Source organism: Pseudomonas sp. 05N434 (assembly GCF_056396965.1).
In genome coordinates this window covers 1-1,455 of record NZ_JBFTMK010000828.1, presented here as the reverse complement: position 1 = coordinate 1,455, position 1,455 = coordinate 1, and the positions used below count along the sequence as shown (strand labels likewise).

Sequence of the window (1,455 nt, the reverse complement as noted above, 5' to 3'; positions counted from 1 at the left end):
TCACCGGCTCGTGGCTGCGCACCACTTTGCGCAGCCCCGAGGCGTAACGCCCGGCGGACAGCTGGCGCAGTTCAATCTTGCGCCTTTTCATCAGGCGCATGACCTGCTCGTGGTGCACCAGCTCTTCCCGGGCCAGACGCGACATCAGGTTGATCAGATCGACGTGGGAGTGATACTTGGCAATCAGGCTCAACGCCGTGCTGGCCGCCTTGAATTCGCAGTTTTTGTGGTCGATCAGCAGCGTTTCCTGATCGGCCAGCGCGGCCTGGACCCAACCGTCGGGCGTGCGGCAGCCGAGGAACTCGTGAATTTCGGGAAGGATCATGGGGCTCACGGATAAAAGGTTCAAAACGAAGGGCGCCGATTATACCGGCCTGCCGACAGACCACCAGTCGCCACCGTTGATATGCATCAAGTCGCGAATGCCCGACCAGCAACTATAGTTGTCCAACGCAGTGTTTTTACCTTCCTGGAGATCCCGATCATGCAAGCCATTCGCAGCATTCTGGTGGTCATCGAACCCGAACACTCGGAAAGCCTGGCGCTCAAACGGGCCAAATTGATCGCTGGCGTGACCCAGGCTCATCTGCACCTGCTGGTCTGCGATAAAAAGCATGATCACAGCGCGATGCTCGGCGTGCTCAAGGCGGCTCTGCTGGCGGACGGGTACAACGTCACCACCGAGCAAGCCTGGAACGAAAGCCTGCACGACACCATTATCGATGTGCAGCAGGCTGAAGGTTGCGGGCTGGTGGTCAAGCAGCATTATCCCGACAGCCCACYGAAAAAGGCCCTGCTGACTCCGGCGGACTGGAAACTGCTGCGCTACTGCCCGACTCCGGTGCTGCTGGTGAAAACCGCCAAACCCTGGACCGGTGGAGTGATCCTGGCGGCCATCGATGTCGGCAACATGGACGGCGAACACCGCACCTTGCATGCCAGCATCATCGATCATGGCTACGACATTGCCAGCCTGGCCAAAGCCCACTTGCATGTCATCAGCGCCCATCCGTCGCCGATGCTGTCGGCGGCCGACCCGACGATGCAGCTCAAGGAAACCATCGAGGCCCGTTACCGCGAGCAGTGCCAGGCGTTCCAGGCCGAGTTCGACATCGACGACGACCACCTGCACATCGAGGAAGGCCCGGCGGATGTATTGATTCCATTCATGGCCCATAAGCTGGGGGCCTCCGTGACGGTGATCGGCACGGTGGCGCGGACCGGGTTGTCCGGGGCGTTGATCGGCAATACGGCGGAAGTGGTGCTCGATGCGCTGGAAAGCGATGTGCTGGTGCTCAAGCCGGACGACATCATGGATCACCTGGAAGAGATCGTGACCCGGCATTGAGCAAGATCAAGAGATCGCAGCCTCGTTTCACTCGACAGCTCCTACAGGGGAACACGATCCATGTAGGGGCGGTCGAGTGAAACGAGGCGGCGATCTCTTGATCTTGC

General features: G+C 60.0%; 2 protein-coding genes. One reads left to right on the top strand and one right to left on the bottom strand.

What is annotated here, in order from left to right; translation table 11 throughout:
* Positions 1-325 (bottom strand): tRNA isopentenyl-2-thiomethyl-A-37 hydroxylase MiaE (gene miaE / locus AC1DLB_RS29825; RefSeq protein WP_477786269.1); only part of this gene is annotated, 325 nt, incomplete at its 3' end.
* A gap of 159 nt (positions 326-484) precedes the next feature.
* Between miaE and AC1DLB_RS29820 the strand changes: the two genes are divergently transcribed.
* The gene (locus AC1DLB_RS29820) at positions 485-1,348 is read left to right on the top strand and encodes a universal stress protein (RefSeq protein WP_477786268.1); all 864 of its coding nucleotides are present in this window, start codon (positions 485-487) and stop codon (positions 1,346-1,348) included.
* Positions 1,349-1,455: the final 107 nt, after the last annotated feature.